At 66.1% G+C, this 13,337-nt stretch carries 17 protein-coding genes; all 17 read left to right on the forward strand.

Annotation, left to right across the window (positions count from 1 at the left end; all coding sequences use genetic code 11):
- Nucleotides 1-2: 2 nt before the first annotated feature.
- The 17 genes from moxJ to ACLBXP_RS18540 all read left to right on the forward strand — a co-directional run bounded on the left by moxJ (nucleotide 3) and on the right by ACLBXP_RS18540 (nucleotide 12,187).
- On the forward strand, nucleotides 3-905 hold the full coding sequence (gene moxJ, locus ACLBXP_RS18460) for a methanol oxidation system protein MoxJ (RefSeq protein ID WP_447669284.1): 903 nt from the start codon (nucleotides 3-5) through the stop codon (nucleotides 903-905).
- 49 nt (nucleotides 906-954) lie between these two features.
- The gene (gene moxG / locus ACLBXP_RS18465; RefSeq protein WP_447669209.1) at nucleotides 955-1,554 is read left to right on the forward strand and encodes a cytochrome c(L), periplasmic; all 600 of its coding nucleotides are present in this window, start codon (nucleotides 955-957) and stop codon (nucleotides 1,552-1,554) included.
- 79 nt (nucleotides 1,555-1,633) lie between these two features.
- Nucleotides 1,634-1,924 carry a methanol dehydrogenase [cytochrome c] subunit gene (locus tag ACLBXP_RS18470; RefSeq protein WP_447669210.1) on the forward strand — a complete coding sequence of 97 codons (291 nt, stop codon included), beginning with the start codon at nucleotides 1,634-1,636 and terminating at the stop codon, nucleotides 1,922-1,924.
- Between the two features lie 69 nt (nucleotides 1,925-1,993).
- A complete protein-coding gene (locus tag ACLBXP_RS18475; RefSeq protein WP_447669211.1) occupies nucleotides 1,994-3,025 on the forward strand; it encodes an AAA family ATPase in 1,032 nt (343 codons plus the stop codon).
- Nucleotides 3,022-3,879, forward strand: a complete 858-nt coding sequence (locus tag ACLBXP_RS18480) for a DUF58 domain-containing protein (protein ID WP_447669212.1) — start codon at nucleotides 3,022-3,024, stop codon at nucleotides 3,877-3,879. Before ACLBXP_RS18475 ends, ACLBXP_RS18480 begins: the two co-directional genes overlap by 4 nt.
- A 2-nt stretch (nucleotides 3,880-3,881) precedes the next feature.
- Nucleotides 3,882-4,790, forward strand: coding sequence for a nonribosomal peptide synthetase MxaA (locus tag ACLBXP_RS18485; RefSeq protein WP_447669213.1), 909 nt, complete (start codon nucleotides 3,882-3,884; stop codon nucleotides 4,788-4,790).
- Between the two features lies 1 nt (nucleotide 4,791).
- Nucleotides 4,792-5,868 (forward strand): vWA domain-containing protein, encoded by a 1,077-nt coding sequence (locus ACLBXP_RS18490; RefSeq protein ID WP_447669214.1) that lies wholly within the window; start codon nucleotides 4,792-4,794, stop codon nucleotides 5,866-5,868.
- Nucleotides 5,865-6,461 (forward strand): MxaK protein, encoded by a 597-nt coding sequence (locus ACLBXP_RS18495; RefSeq protein ID WP_447669215.1) that lies wholly within the window; start codon nucleotides 5,865-5,867, stop codon nucleotides 6,459-6,461. Before ACLBXP_RS18490 ends, ACLBXP_RS18495 begins: the two co-directional genes overlap by 4 nt.
- Entirely contained in the window at nucleotides 6,458-7,462 is a 1,005-nt protein-coding gene (locus ACLBXP_RS18500) for a vWA domain-containing protein (protein WP_447669216.1), read from the forward strand. The genes ACLBXP_RS18495 and ACLBXP_RS18500 overlap by 4 nt, the downstream gene beginning before the upstream one ends.
- 2 nt (nucleotides 7,463-7,464) lie before the next feature.
- A complete protein-coding gene (locus ACLBXP_RS18505; RefSeq protein WP_447669217.1) occupies nucleotides 7,465-7,998 on the forward strand; it encodes an SRPBCC family protein in 534 nt (177 codons plus the stop codon).
- A 65-nt stretch (nucleotides 7,999-8,063) separates the two neighbouring features.
- Nucleotides 8,064-9,011 carry a YncE family protein gene (locus tag ACLBXP_RS18510; RefSeq protein WP_447669218.1) on the forward strand — a complete coding sequence of 316 codons (948 nt, stop codon included), beginning with the start codon at nucleotides 8,064-8,066 and terminating at the stop codon, nucleotides 9,009-9,011.
- On the forward strand, nucleotides 9,008-9,538 hold the full coding sequence (locus ACLBXP_RS18515) for an MxaH protein (protein WP_447669219.1): 531 nt from the start codon (nucleotides 9,008-9,010) through the stop codon (nucleotides 9,536-9,538). Before ACLBXP_RS18510 ends, ACLBXP_RS18515 begins: the two co-directional genes overlap by 4 nt.
- On the forward strand, nucleotides 9,535-10,224 hold the full coding sequence (locus tag ACLBXP_RS18520; RefSeq protein WP_447669220.1) for a response regulator transcription factor: 690 nt from the start codon (nucleotides 9,535-9,537) through the stop codon (nucleotides 10,222-10,224). The genes ACLBXP_RS18515 and ACLBXP_RS18520 overlap by 4 nt, the downstream gene beginning before the upstream one ends.
- A gap of 344 nt (nucleotides 10,225-10,568) precedes the next feature.
- Nucleotides 10,569-10,763 (forward strand): hypothetical protein, encoded by a 195-nt coding sequence (locus ACLBXP_RS18525; protein WP_447669221.1) that lies wholly within the window; start codon nucleotides 10,569-10,571, stop codon nucleotides 10,761-10,763.
- A 72-nt stretch (nucleotides 10,764-10,835) separates the two neighbouring features.
- Entirely contained in the window at nucleotides 10,836-11,327 is a 492-nt protein-coding gene (locus tag ACLBXP_RS18530) for a hypothetical protein (protein WP_447669222.1), read from the forward strand.
- Nucleotides 11,328-11,638: 311 nt separating this feature from the next.
- Nucleotides 11,639-11,803, forward strand: a complete 165-nt coding sequence (locus ACLBXP_RS18535; protein WP_447669223.1) for a hypothetical protein — start codon at nucleotides 11,639-11,641, stop codon at nucleotides 11,801-11,803.
- A gap of 30 nt (nucleotides 11,804-11,833) precedes the next feature.
- Entirely contained in the window at nucleotides 11,834-12,187 is a 354-nt protein-coding gene (locus ACLBXP_RS18540; protein WP_447669224.1) for a hypothetical protein, read from the forward strand.
- Nucleotides 12,188-13,337 lie beyond the last annotated feature (1,150 nt).

Consider the following 13,337-nt stretch of genomic DNA (forward strand, 5'->3'; position numbering starts at 1 on the left):
AGATGCCGCTGATCGGCCGATCGATCCTGCGTGCGGCAACCTGCGCCGCAGCCCTCGCCCTCGCCTACGTCCCGGGGATCGCCCAGGAATCGGAGGCCCAGGCCATCCAGTCGGATCAGGGCAAAGCCCCCGCCGCCCCGCCGGCAGACCCCGCGTCCCTTCGCATCTGCGCCTCCGCCAAGCAGCCGCCGCTCTCGATGCGCGACGGTTCCGGACTGGAGAACCGGGTCGCCACCGCCGTAGCAGACGCAATGGGCAAGAAGCCGGTCTTCGTCTGGCTCGACAAGCCGGCGATCTACCTCGTGCGGGACGGTCTGGAGAAAAAGATCTGCGACGTCGTCGTCGGTCTCGACAGCGACGATCCGCGGGTGCTGACCACCAAGCCGTATTATCGCAGCGGCTACGTCTTCATCACGCGCGCCGACAAGGATCTCGACGTGAAGTCGTGGTCCGACCCGCGGCTGAAGAGCGTCGACCACATGGTGGTGCCGTTCGGCTCCCCGGGCGAGGCGATGCTCAAGGATATCGGCCGCTACGAGGAGGACATGGCCTACCTCTACTCGCTGGTGAACTTCCGATCGCCGCGCAACCAGTACACGCAGATCGATCCGGCCCGGATCGTCAGCGAGGTCGCCAACGACAAGGCCGACGTCGGTGTGGCCTTCGCCCCGGACGTGGCGCGCTACGTCAAGGCCTCAACCGTGCCCCTGCGCATCACCCTCGTGCCCAACGACACGGTGAGCAGCGACGGACGTCCCATGCCGCAGATGTTCGACCAGGCGATGGGCGTGCGCAAGGACGACCCGACCCTGAAGGACGCCCTCGACGCGGCCATCACGAAGGCGAAGCCGGAGATCGCGGCGATCCTCAAGCAGGACGGCGTGCCCGTCGCGGCGACGAATTAGCCGCCTTCGCCTGCACGCCCCCCGTCATCATCAGAGTCTCGGACCACGCATGTCCCACTACAAGCCGTATTTTCCAGTCCTGATCGGTCTGTGTCTCGCGACCGTATCGGTCGGCGGGGTCGTCCTGGCTCAACCGCAAGCGGGGGCTCAGACCGGCATCCAGTTCCACAACACGATCACCGGCGAGGTGATGGACACAAACGAGGGCAAGCCCGGCGGGCGCGATACCAAGGCCGTCCAGACCTTCTTCCAGACCGGCAAGAACGTCTACATCGACGACAAGTCCTGCCTGCGCAACGGCGAGAGCCTGTTTCTGACCTCGTGCTCGGGCTGCCACGGCCATCTCGCCGAGGGCAAGGTCGGGCCCGGCCTCAACGACAACTACTGGACCTACCCGGCCAACACCGAAGACGTCGGCCTGTTCTCCACCCTGTGGGGCGGTGCCAACGGCATGATGGGCCCGCACAACGAGGATCTCAATCCGGACGAGATGCTGCAGGTCATTGCCTGGATCCGGCATCTCTATACGGGCCCGGTGAAGGACGCGGCTTGGCTCACGGACGAGCAGAAGAAGACCTACACGCCCTTCAAGGAGGGCGAGACCTTCGCCAAGGACGCGCCCGGGCAGTGCAAGCCGCTGACGGAATGAGCGTTCGCGCGATGCTGCGCCCAGTCCGGACGCGGTCGAACGGCCTGACCGGCCACCCAGGGAGAGAAGGAGCCTGACGATGCGCATGATGATCACGGCGGCGGTTGTGGCCGCGGGGACGATCCTGGCGGTGCCGGCCCTCGCGTATGACGGCCAGACCTGCAAGGCACCGGGTAATTGTTGGGAGCCGAAGCCCGGCTTCCCCGAGAAAATCGCCGGATCCAAGTACGATCCGAAGCACGACCCGAAGGAGGTCAACAAGCAGGCCGAGTCCATCAAGCAAATGGAGGAGCGCAACAAGCAGCGCATCGCCAATGCCCAGAAGACCGGCAAATTCGAGTACGACGTCAGCAAGATCTCTGCGAAGTAGCTTCTTCACCTGCACGGATCCCGTCCCGCGCGGATCCGTGCAGGTCCTCAGCGCGCCCGAGTCCCCACCATGAACAATCCCCGCTGCGGCGACGCGATGCTCACCGACTGGCGGGCGGCGGCCGCGCGCTTCGAGGCCGAGATCGCCAAGGCCGTGATCGGCCAGGAGCGGGCGATCCGCCTCGCGACCATCGCCATCTTCGCCCGCGGCCACGTCATGCTGGAGGGCGATGTCGGCGTCGGCAAGACCACCCTTCTGCGGGCAGTCGCCCGGGCGCTGGGCGGCGCCTACGAGCGGGTCGAGGGCACGGTCGACATGATGCCGACCGACCTGATCTACCACACCTATCTCGGCGACGACGGGCGGCCGCGGGTCGAGCCCGGGCCGGTGCTGCGGCGCGCCGAGGACCTGTCGGTCTTCTTCTTCAACGAGATCAACCGGGCGCGCCCGCAGGTGCACGCGCTGCTGCTGCGGATCATGGCCGAGCGTACGGTCACGGCCTTCAACCGAGAGTACCGGTTCCCGAACCTGCAGGTCTTCGCCGACCGCAACCGGGTCGAGCGCGAGGAGACCTTCGAGCTGCCGGCCGCCGCCCGGGACCGCTTCCTGATGGAGATCGGCCTGGAGGCCCCCGGCGACCCCGCGGCGCGGCGCGCCCTGGTGTTCGATCCCCGCTTCCACGACACCGACCGGCTCATCGAGACTGTGACCGCGGGCGTCCTCGACCATGCCGGCATCGGCGGCATCAGCGCGGCGATCCAGCACGCGATCCAGGCCGCGCCCGAGATCGAGGCCTACGTGGTCGCGCTTTGGGAAGCCCTGGTGCGGCCGGCCGAGGCCGGCATCCGCCTGCCCGACGTCGAGATGGATGGTCTCGTGCAGGGCGGGGCCTCGCCGCGCGGCGTCGCCTTCCTGGTGCGGGCCGCCCGGGTCCGCGCCTGGCTGGAAGGACGGGACTGGCTCGTGCCTGAGGATGTGCGGGCGGTCTTTCCCGAGGTGATGGCGCACCGCGTCTTCCTCGAGCCGATATACGAGATCCGCCGGGCCGAGATCGTGCCGGCCCTGTGCCGGGCGGTGTTCGAGACGGTGCCGGCGCCGTGACCGGGCGGCCCTCCGCCGAGATCGTCTACCTGCCGCGCTGGCGACCGCGCGGCAGCCGGGTCGGTGCCCATCGCGGGCGGGACGCCGGCGGGCTCGGCACCTACCGCGATCAGGTCCCGTTCCTGACCCTGCCGGATGCCCGCAGGATCGACATCCGCGCGACGCTCCGCGACCCGTTCGAGGGGATTCACGTCCGGCGCTTCGAGACGCGCACCACCGTGGAGGTCTGGGCGCTCGTCGATCTGTCCGCCTCGATGCGCTACCGGGGCACGGCCGATCGGATGACACTCGCCCGCGATCTCTGTGCCGGGTTAGCCGCCTCGGCGACCCGGATCGGCGACGGCTTTGGCCTGATCGGCTGTGATCAAGCGATTCGGGCAGATCTGTACTTACCCGCCACACGGCGTCGTGGTCCGGCGCTTTCGATCGCCGACCGCCTGGGGCGTCTTAGTGGCGTGAGTACCAGTGCCACGGGAATGCTGGACGCCGCACATCAGCTGATCGGCCGGCCGAAGCTCGTCTTCGTCCTCTCGGATTTCCGCTGGCCCGACGCCTTCATCGCGCGGGTGTTCGCGTCCCTGGCCCTCCACGACACCGTGCCGGTGCTCCTTGCCGACAGCGCCGAGGATGAGCGGCTGCCGGAATGGGGCCTGGCCGAACTCGACGACCTCGAGGGCGCCGGCCGCCGCCTCGTGTTTCTGCGGCCGAGCCTTCGACGGCGCTGGATCGAGCAGGAGCATGCGCGCCGTGAGCGCCTGAGGACCGCCGCGGTAGCGGCTGGGGCGCGAACCCCGTTCGTCCTCTCCGACCGGTTCGACGCGGACCTCCTCAGCCGTCACCTGCTGACGAGGTGACCATGCGTTTGCCCGCCTCCGTCCTCCTCGTCCTGTTTCTCGTTATCCTGCATCAAGGAGCTGCGACGGCTCAGATCCGCGACGTCGAGGTGCGCGTCTCGCGGCCGTTCGGCTACTTCCTCGGTGACCTCGTGCATACCCAGGTCGACATCGCCACCGATCAGGGCTTCAGATTGCAGAAGGCGTCCCTGCCGCAGCCGGGACCAGTGACGTACTGGCTCGACCTGCGCGCCATCGACGTGGAGGAGGCGCCGGGCCGGATCCGCTTGCGCCTGACCTACCAGACCTTCTACGCGGCCCTCGACACGCGCCAGGTCGCTGTGCCGGGTTTCTCCGTGGTCCTGGAGAGCCAGACCGCGGGTGGCACGACGTCGGCCAAGGCCGAGGTCCCGGGCTGGTCGCTCGGCATGTCGTCCCTGCGCGAGATCCAGCCGCCTCAGCACGACGACCCGGCCGAGTACCTGCGTCCGGACGGGCGTGGTGGGCGGCTCGATCCCGCGCCACTCCTGCAGGCCTCGCTGCTCTGCCTCGTCCTGGCCATCCTGTCCCTGGCCGCGCTGGCCTACGATCGGGCCTGGTTCGGCCATCGGCGCAAGCGTCCGTTCACCCGGGCCACCAGAGCGCTGCACCGCCTCGGGCGTGATGGCGACGGCGGATACCGTGAGGCTCTGCGCCTCATCCATCGTGGCCTCGACGAGACCGACGGGCGCCGTGTGCTCGCCGACGACCTACCCGCGTTTCTCGCCCGGCACCCGGCGTTTCAGGGTGAGGGTGCCGCGCTAGCCCGTTTCTTCGCCGCCTCGCGCCAAGCGTTCTTCGGCCGCGATACAGTTACCGCTCAGGTCGCGTGGCCATGGGCCGAGGTCGAGGCGAGCGTGCGCCGCCTCGCGGCCGTGGAGCGGGCGGCTTGAGATGGGCGCGACCTCCCCACTGATCGCTTGGTTCACCGGATTTGGAGTCGCAACCCCCTGGGTCTTGTGGTTGCTGCCGCTTGCCCTGATCCCACTTGTCGCATCCGGCCGCCGTACGGCAGCGATCCCAGCCGTCTCCGCTGTTCCCCACGATCCTGTATCCCGCTGGATCAACCGTACTTTGACGACGGCGGGCATCCTCGCGCTCGGCGGCCTCATCCTGGCGCTCGCAGGCCCCTATCGGGTCGGTGAGCGCATCACCCGGATCGGCATCGGCGCGCAGGTCTCCATGCTGATCGACCGCTCGGGCAGCATGAACGAGACTTTCGCGGGGCGGCAACCCTCGGGCGCGGAGGAATCGAAGGCGGCCGCGTCCCGGCGCCTGCTCGCGGGCTTCGTCGGGGCCCGCAGCCACGACCTGTTCGCGGTCACGGCCTTCTCGACCGCTCCGATGCTGGTGATGCCGATGACCGACCGACACGACGCGGTGCGGGCGGCGGTGGCAGCCATCGATCGGCCGGGCCTCGACTACACCAACGTCGCCCGTGGCCTCGCCATGGCGCTGTCGCAGTTCGGGCCGGAGGGCAGCGGCTCCCGGGTGCTGCTGTTCATCTCCGACGGCGCTGCCGTGATCGACCCGCGGGTGCAGGACCAGCTCCGCGCCGCCTCCGCCAAGCTGCGGCCGAACCTGTACTGGCTGTTCCTGCGCACCAAGGGCGCGCCGTCGATCCACGACCGGCCGGCCGGTGAGGACACCCCGCAGGCCGCCCCGGAGCGCCACCTCGACCTGTTCTTCAGGAGCCTCGGCGTGCCCTACCGCGCCTTCGAGGCGGAGGGGCCGCAGGCGGTCGCCGACGCGATCGCGCAGATCGAGGCGCTGGAGCGCGACCCGATCCCGTACACCGAGGTCCGCCCTCGGCACGATCTGACCTGGATCGCGTACACGTTGGCCAGCTTGAGCCTCGCGATCCTCGTCGCAGCCGCGCTCGCCGAGGCAGATCTGTCGAGTCGCCGCGGATCCACGATACCGCACGCGGCCGCGTCTTCGGTACGGAGTGCGTCGCGGAGGGCTGCATGACAGCGCCCCGGCATCCCGGAGACGTGTTGCGCCGCGCCTGGATCGGCACGCGTTCGAACCTGCTCCTCGCCTTGCCGATCGTGCTCGCTCTCGCGTCCGGCGGCTTCGGCGTCGCGGCGTGGCGGGCTGAGCGAGCCAACGGCACGATCGCGGCCCTCGACGCCAAGAATGACCTCGAGGTCGGCCTGGACGCGCCGGCTCCCGTCCTGGTGGCTCGCGTTCGGTTCCTCGCCCAGCGTGATCGGCTCGGGGAAACAGAGCCGCTGATCGCGGCCCTCGATCGGGCAAACACTCCTGAGGCCGCCGCGCGCGCACGCTACCTCGTCGCCAACGCGCGGGTGCGCGACGCCTTCACGCTCATCACCCGCAGCGAGCTCGACAAGGCCGGACCGCAGGTCACGCTCGCCCGTCAAGACTACCGCCGCGCCCTGCACGATCGGCCCGACTTCTGGGACGCCAAGTTCAATCTCGATGTCGCCTCGCGCCTGATCCGGGACTACCCGGAATTCGAGCGCAAGGAGGGCGAGGAGTTGCAGGCCGATCCCAAGAAGATCTGGACCGACATTCCCGGCCAGCCGAAGGGGGGACCATGACCGTCCGTCTGCCCCTGGCGCACAACCTGCGCGGACGCCGGTTCCAGGCCCTCGCCCTCGCCCTCGCGCTTGCCCTCGTGGCACTGGTGATCCCGCCGCTGCCGGTGACACGCACCGGCGTCGCCGTGCTCGCCGTCGTCGACATCACCGGATCGATGAACACCCGTGACTACGCGGTCGACGGTCACCCTGAGAGCCGTCTGGAGACGGTCAAGGCAGCGCTGCGCCGCCTCGTGGCGGACCTGCCCTGCGGCTCGCGGATGGCGCTCGGCCTGTTCACCGAGCGACGCCCGTTCCTGCTGTTCACGCCGGTCGAAGTCTGCGCCGACTTCACGCCGCTCGATGGGGAGCTGTCGGCCCTCGACTGGCGCATGGCCTGGGAAGGCGACAGCCGCATCGCCGCCGGCCTCGACCGTGCCATCGCGATGGCAGCCGACCTCGGTGTCGACCTGCTGTTCATCACCGACGGTCAGGAGACGCCGCCGCAGCCCGCCGGGCGGGCGCCGACCTTCGACGCGAAGCCGGGCGCGGTGCGCGGCCTGATCGTCGGCGCCGGTGGGTACGGGCTATCACCAATTCCCAAATTCGACGACCGCGGCCGCGAGCGCGGCTTCTACGCCGAGGCCGACGTCCAGCAGGAGAACCGCTTCGGGCCGCCCCCGGAGGATGCGGCGACGCGAGAGGGCTACGAGCCGCGCAATGCCCCGTTTGGTGCGGCCGCCGCGCACGGAACCGAGCATCTGTCATCGGTGCGCGAGGGCTACCTGAAGACCCTCGCGGCGGCCACAGGCCTCGCCTACGTGCATCTCGACGGACCCGACGGTCTGCCCACGCCGCTGTTCGCCGCGGCGACACCCCGGCCCCTGCCTGGACGGATCGATCCCCGGCCGTTCCTCGGTGCCGCCGCGCTGCTCCTCGTGCTCGGCGTGCTGCTCGCCGCGCCGCTGTCCGCGCTCGGCAATCCAGTCCGCCTTCTCGTCCCGCGTCCCCGGAGTACCTGACCATGCGTCGAATCGTCCCCTCGATCCTGTTCGTCCTCGCGACCGGCGCGGCCCTGGCCCATGGGCCGACCCCGCAGAAGGTCGATCAGACGGTCACGATCCGAGCGAGCCCGGACGCAGTCTGGAAGGTGGTCGGCCCGTTCGGCGGCATCGGCGGATGGCACCCCGACGTCGCGAAGGTCGAGGCTACCGGCGGCGATGCCGAAGGCGGCGTACGTAAGGTAACGCTAAAGAAGGGCGGCACGCTGGTCGAGGGGCTCGACGAGTGGAAGGCGGAGGCGCGGACTTACTCCTACCGGATGTCCGATCCGGACCTGAAGGCGCTGCCGGTCTCATCGTACTCGGCGACCGTGACCGTGACGCCGGACGGCGATGGGTCGAAGGTTGAGTGGTTGGGCCGCTTCTATCGCGGCGACACCGGCAACGAGCCGCCCGAGGAACTCTCCGACGCGGCCGGCAAGGAGGCGATGAACCGCTACTTCGCCGACGGGCTGAAGGGCCTGAAGGCCAAGGTGGAGGGAGGGGCGACGCAATGAATGTTCCTCGGATCGCATCCCGCCATCTGCGGGGGATGCGCCGGTGCTCGGCTCTGATGTGTTTGATGGTGGCTGGGGTGGCCTTCGGCACATCTGCCGGTGCCGGGAACCTGGCGATCGTGAGCCAACAGGGGGCGCAGGTCGCGCGGATCGAGGGCGGAGCCGTGTCGGCCGCGCTCGCCGTGGCGCCCGCTCCGGCCGTCGTGGCGACCGACGCCCGCGGCCGCCTCTACGTCAGCCATCCGGATGGGCACGCGATCACGGTGATCGAGCCGGATGGGGCGACGCGCCGCCTGCCGTTCGCCGGTCAGGCTTTCGGGTTGGCGGTCGAGCCGGACGGGCGGGCAATATATGTCGGCGACTGGTCGGGCAATCGGGTTGTGCGCCTCTCGACCGCGACCGGGGCGGTCGAGGATGAGGTCGCCGTCGGGCGCGATCCCACCAACCTCGTCCTCGGCAAGGGTGGACGGCTCTACGTCGCCGAGCGGGAGAACCGTTCCGTCGGTGTGGTCGATACCGACCGGATGGAACGCATCTCCGGCCTGCCCGTCGGCGACGGGCCCTTCGCCCTCGCCTTCGATCCCGTCCGCCACCGGCTCTACGTCGCCAACGTCCGCAGCAACGACATGACGGTGATCGACACGGCCGGAGGCCAGATCCTCGCGACCATGCCAGCTGGGCCGAGCCCGTACGGGGTAGCCGTCAGCGCAGACGGGGGCCGCGTCATCGTCACCGACCAGCACGCCGCCGCAGTCTCGGTGATCGACGCCGAAGCCCTCAAGGTCGTAGCAACCATCCCGGTCGGCAAATACCCTGAGGGCGTGGCGATCCTGGGCAGCCGCGCCTACGTCGCCAACTGGTTCTCGGACGACGTGTCAATCGTCGATCTCGAAAGCCTGACGGTCACCGGCCGTATTTCCGTCGCCGAAGGCCCGCGCTCGATCGTAGCTTTGCCCCAAGCGGCCGACGCGCCGACGCTGGCTCGTCATGCCGAGCCGGGAACATCGCGATGAGACCGGTTCTCGCCCTCCTCGCCGTGCTGATGGTGTCGGCCTGCGATCGCGGCAGCCAGGCCGAGAACGCGGATCAAGCGGTGGTGGTGGCTCGAACCTCGGAGACCGAACTGCCGGCTTGGCTCACCCCCACCGACGGCACCGACCCGGCCCGGTGGCTCGCGGGCCGCGAGGCCGGTCACCCCCTACCGGCCGACACGGAACCGGTTCGGGCGATGCGCACAGCTCTGAATGGCGCCGCGGGCGGGTTCATCGAGGATCCACGCATGATCGCCAACCGCACGGTCCAGCTCGGGCAGATGCTCGCGGAGGTCGGCAAGGGCGAGAGCTATCGTGCCCTGATCGATGGGCTCGGGCAGATCGCGGCTCGCCACGGTCGGCACAAGCGCCTCTACGGAGAGATGTGCCAACACTACTTCAACACGCGAAACCGCGGCCTCGGCCACGAGGCGGCCCTGGCCGATCTCACCGAGCACGACGTGCGACCGATCGATGAGAGCCGGAGTGAAAGCAGGAGGGCGCCATGACCGCGGTGATGGAGATGACCCCACGTACCAAGCGAGCCGCTCCACGTAAGCAGGACACCCTGCTCGTCATCGACGATCACCCGGTCATCTTCGAGGGCTTCCGCCGGCTCGCGAAAGATATTGGCATCGCCAACGTGCTCGAGGCGAGCGACATCGTCACCGGCTATGCCGTCTTCCATAGCCATAAGCCACGACTGGTCGTGACGGATTTGTACTTCGAGGAGGACGGCCTATCCGGCCTGACCCTGATCCGTCAGATGCGTGCCTCGAACCCAGCCTCGCACATCCTGGTATTCAGCGAGACTGACGACCCCATCATCATCGCGCACGCGCTCAAGGTCGGCGCCCGCGGCTTCGCGCTCAAGCACTCGCCCATCACGACGCTGCTGGAGGCGCTCGCGACTGTTCAGGCCGGGCGCGGATACCTGCCACACGAGATTGCCACGAAGATCGCGATGCTCGACACGCGAGAGCGCCTTAAGCCTTTTGCAAATCTGACGCCGCGAGAGCTGCAGATCTTGTCGTTGATCGGTCGAGGCAGGTCCTACGATGAAATTGCCGCGATCTTACCGATCAAATATCGCAGGCTTATCAGTGTGACGTCGAAAATTCGGGTAAAACTTGGCGTTGAGACTTTGGTCGACCTCATCCAAGTCGCTCAATCGCACATCGAGTTGAGGGTCTGAGCAAAAGGATTCCAGGGCCTTTCGGCACCTGACCCGGGCCGCTCCGAAAGGTGGAGATCCACCCGAATAAGATCCGGATCTATGTTGCCTCAACATCGTCTATCCATCGACGCGGACGCAGCCACAAAACAACAGCGTAAATTAGAGCTCAACACTGAATCGACACAGCGTCTTCCAATAAGTTTTGACAGGCAATTAGTATACGTTGGCGACACTGGAGTGAGCGAGGCGAACCGATGGCAAGATTTATGGCAATTTTAATATACTCATCAATCATCTTGTCGAGTCCAGCTTGGGCGCGTTTGAAGATAGACGATTTAGCGTCCACATGGCCGCGGGCTTCGATGTCCGACAAGATCGATTTTACGAACCGCATGGGTAAAGCTATGAGCGCCCTGTCGCCCGAACTGACGCGAGAATACTTCATGCATTGCCTGGAAGAGACCGCCAATGTCGGCGATACGAAGCAGCTGACGCTGAGTGACATGGTCCGCACATGTGTGTCGCTGCAGGGCGCCTCCCCCTCTGATGATCAATAGCTTGTCAGGTTTCCGCCGCTCTCGTTTGAGCGTGATGGGATCGCCGGCGTGGGCGAACCGCGGCGCTCTCCCGTGAAACACATCCTGTTCGGTTCGATCGCCTCGATTGTGATCCTCGCAGCGCTGATAGTCGCATTCATGGTCCGGTCAGACCGATCAGGAACGGAAACGGTCACGACGCAAGCCAGGCCCACGATCACAGCGCCCCGGACGTCGACATCGACCCTGTACTGCGAATTCAACAACTTCGCCGACCAGACGCCCCTCGTCGGCTTCTACTTTCGCATCGAGGGTGTGCAGTCAGCGCCGGTCGTCTCGCTGCTCTTCCAGCGCGAGCAGGATGGGAGCCAAATCGATTTCGGAGGTGCGAACGTGCCATCGCCGCATTGGGCCTTCGATGGCTCAAGCAGTCCTGCCACGATCCGCGCCCCGGAAGGCGACATGCAGATCAATCTCTACGGCTACGATCCCCGGAAGCCGGGTACGGTTTGGTTCGAAGCGGGTTTGCGCAGCATCCGCTACAAGAACCTCGGTGGCCGCTGCCGCCAGGGCGCTGGAGCATGAGGCAGGCGTCACCGGGCGCTGTGGTCGTAGGGCGCGACCATGAGCGAGCAGGGCCGCCATCCATCTCGCGATCGCGAGCGACCAGCGCGATCGCCCTTCGCCTGCTCGTCGGGGCCGTCCTCGCCGCGTGCGCTCAACCTGTCCGCGCTCAGAGCATCGTCGATGGATCGGGCGCGACCATCGGACAGGAGCATGCTCAGGCCATCCTCGCTTCGGTTGGGCAGGCATTGCGTAGCACAGACGCCAGAGTGAGCGAGCTTCGACGCGGCCGGCAAGGCGCGATCTGTGGTGCCGTCGAGGTTCGGAACCGCATGGGCGCCTATACCGGCGCGCGCCCGTTCGTCTTCGATCCGGAGACGCGCTTCTTCGGGCGGCTTCCCGACGACCCGGAACTGCGCAACCCGGCGAGCATGGCTGACTTCACCGCCATGGAGCACGCCCGAGCACGCTACCTACAGAACTGCATCGACCGGTGACACAGATGCCGGGCCAAAAGGAGCACCGCTATGCACCGCCACACCCTTCTGTGGGCTACCATCCTATGTCTCGGTACGGCCACCTTGCGCGCCCAAGAGGCGCCGGACATCCCCACCTCCAAGCGCAACGCGGCCAAGCTCGCTGGGCTAGTGGGCTTCGTAAATCTGCACTGCGAAAAGCTCAGGACCGATCAGGATCGCTTCAAAGGGGCGGTGCAGGCGATGGGCGTCGATCCGGCTGAACTAGACCGCGATGTCCTGTTGCTTCAGGCGCGTTCCTATCTGGCCGCTTATCAGCAGGACGTTCCGGGCAGCTGCACGCGGGCCCAGGATCTTTTCGGCCAGAGCGGCACGATCATCCCTGGCGTGTTTTCCCCGCGATGACACCGCTACAGGCCTGATGGCGCCCTCAATCGCCACCCTCGCCGCCGCGCGTGGCCGGCATCAACGACTGGGCGCGGCAGCGCGGCTCACGCTACCGTGCGCTTGTGTGCGAACTGAAGCGCGGCTGCATCCTCGATCTCCTACCCGGCCGCTGCTGCGTGCCAATTCGGGAGCGGCTTGCCGCACATCTGGACATTGCCGTCGTAGCCCGAGGATTGTGAGCATGGTGGTATAGATCTTCACAAACGAAACCCAGATTGTTTTGCGGTTAATGTCCAGGAAAAACTGGTGGCCGGCTTAATTTCTAAAACTTCAACAAATAATTTGTGATGATTCTGTGAACGGCCATAAAATACTGACACATCTTTATAATTTCAAAATAATAATCCCGGAATTATATGGAGAAAGCTGTTATTCCCCGAACAAGTACGCACGAAGGCTGTTTATTCGAGCATAACGATGGGAGAAACAGATGCGATTTTCGGCATTGGTACTTGCGGCTACGCTCTGCGCTGCAATCACAGGATCGGCAATGGCACAGAGTGACCAGCCGACATCTCGAAACAGTTCATCGGCGAGCAAAGAAGCCGATAAGATGCATTCGAATGACAAGGCTGGTTCGACGCCGAATGCGGCTATCCCAGGCGCAGACCCCGCAGCAGACGGCAACGCCACTCAGGACTCTCGGACTACCAAGACTAAGAATAGTTAGTCAGATCGGCGCGATCATATACCACCAAACTGTCCTTCGCGCCTTCAGCGCGAAGGGCGCAAAGCAACAAAAAGTGGTTCAACGCGTAATTATAGCTCTATAACTTCAGTTCTATGTTCTTCATGAATATTTAATAAATTTATGAGGAATACCTTAGCGTGTTTTGTCATTACGGACAATGCTTTACAGCTGATTTGCTGTTAAGGGCCAAACCAAGCTCGATCAACTGAGCGGACTAGGGAGGCTATGGCTGAAACGTCCGCCATCCGCGGATGTCCGCCGTGCATTCTGGAGCGATCGAAGTGGCCAAACGTAAATCGAAGGATCGGAAGCCTGCTCTAACGGGATCTATCATTAAGCGTAGTACGCGTCTCGGCACTCTTCGTACTGCTAAGCTTCCCTTAGCCTTCGGTGGCATCGTTCACAAGATGATCCGAG

Source organism: Methylobacterium sp. A54F, from assembly GCF_053346035.1.

Coding starts and splice junctions, on each gene's coding strand:
- moxJ (WP_447669284.1), top strand. CDS start 3: ATGCCGCTGATCGGCCGATCGATCCTGCGTGCGGCAACCTGCGCCGCA.
- moxG (WP_447669209.1), top strand. CDS start 955: ATGTCCCACTACAAGCCGTATTTTCCAGTCCTGATCGGTCTGTGTCTC.
- ACLBXP_RS18470 (WP_447669210.1), top strand. CDS start 1,634: ATGCGCATGATGATCACGGCGGCGGTTGTGGCCGCGGGGACGATCCTG.
- ACLBXP_RS18475 (WP_447669211.1), top strand. CDS start 1,994: ATGAACAATCCCCGCTGCGGCGACGCGATGCTCACCGACTGGCGGGCG.
- ACLBXP_RS18485 (WP_447669213.1), top strand. CDS start 3,882: ATGCGTTTGCCCGCCTCCGTCCTCCTCGTCCTGTTTCTCGTTATCCTG.
- ACLBXP_RS18490 (WP_447669214.1), top strand. CDS start 4,792: ATGGGCGCGACCTCCCCACTGATCGCTTGGTTCACCGGATTTGGAGTC.
- ACLBXP_RS18495 (WP_447669215.1), top strand. CDS start 5,865: ATGACAGCGCCCCGGCATCCCGGAGACGTGTTGCGCCGCGCCTGGATC.
- ACLBXP_RS18500 (WP_447669216.1), top strand. CDS start 6,458: ATGACCGTCCGTCTGCCCCTGGCGCACAACCTGCGCGGACGCCGGTTC.
- ACLBXP_RS18505 (WP_447669217.1), top strand. CDS start 7,465: ATGCGTCGAATCGTCCCCTCGATCCTGTTCGTCCTCGCGACCGGCGCG.
- ACLBXP_RS18510 (WP_447669218.1), top strand. CDS start 8,064: ATGGTGGCTGGGGTGGCCTTCGGCACATCTGCCGGTGCCGGGAACCTG.
- ACLBXP_RS18515 (WP_447669219.1), top strand. CDS start 9,008: ATGAGACCGGTTCTCGCCCTCCTCGCCGTGCTGATGGTGTCGGCCTGC.
- ACLBXP_RS18520 (WP_447669220.1), top strand. CDS start 9,535: ATGACCGCGGTGATGGAGATGACCCCACGTACCAAGCGAGCCGCTCCA.
- ACLBXP_RS18525 (WP_447669221.1), top strand. CDS start 10,569: ATGTCCGACAAGATCGATTTTACGAACCGCATGGGTAAAGCTATGAGC.
- ACLBXP_RS18535 (WP_447669223.1), top strand. CDS start 11,639: ATGGGCGCCTATACCGGCGCGCGCCCGTTCGTCTTCGATCCGGAGACG.
- ACLBXP_RS18540 (WP_447669224.1), top strand. CDS start 11,834: ATGCACCGCCACACCCTTCTGTGGGCTACCATCCTATGTCTCGGTACG.